Consider the following 398-nt stretch of genomic DNA (forward strand, 5'->3'; position numbering starts at 1 on the left):
CGAACTGCGCGATGCCCTGTGCCTGTTCCAGCCAGGCGTGGAGGACATGCCCGGCGATCCGGCCGAGAACCTGCTGTCGATGGTGCAAACCGTGATGCGGGAGGTGCTCAAGACCGTCAACGGTCAGTTCATCTCCAAGGCACCTGACACCGAGCAGTACTACCTCGACCTCAAGAAGGACATCGATTACGACGCGCAGATCGAAAAGCGTGCCGAAGCCCTGTCCGACGACGCTCTGGACCGCGCCTACTACAGCGCCATCAAGGCGCTGATGGAGTGCAGCGACGACCTGCGCTACCCCGGTTTCCAGATCTGGCAGTACCAGATCGAGTGGCAGGAGCGCCGCGTCGAGCGCATGGGCTACCTGTTCTTTGGTGCCCCGAATGACCGGCCCACGG

1 protein-coding gene is annotated in these 398 nt (G+C 62.6%); it reads left to right on the top strand.

Features of this window, described 5'->3' with window-relative positions; all coding sequences use genetic code 11:
* Positions 1-398, top strand: a 398-nt coding sequence (locus tag KDH83_RS31845; RefSeq protein ID WP_249205488.1) for a DUF6079 family protein, incomplete at both ends; no start/stop codon positions are given.

The sequence above is a fragment of the Achromobacter sp. Marseille-Q0513 genome (assembly GCF_018195695.1).
Taxonomy (GTDB): Bacteria; Pseudomonadota; Gammaproteobacteria; order Burkholderiales; family Burkholderiaceae_B; genus Achromobacter.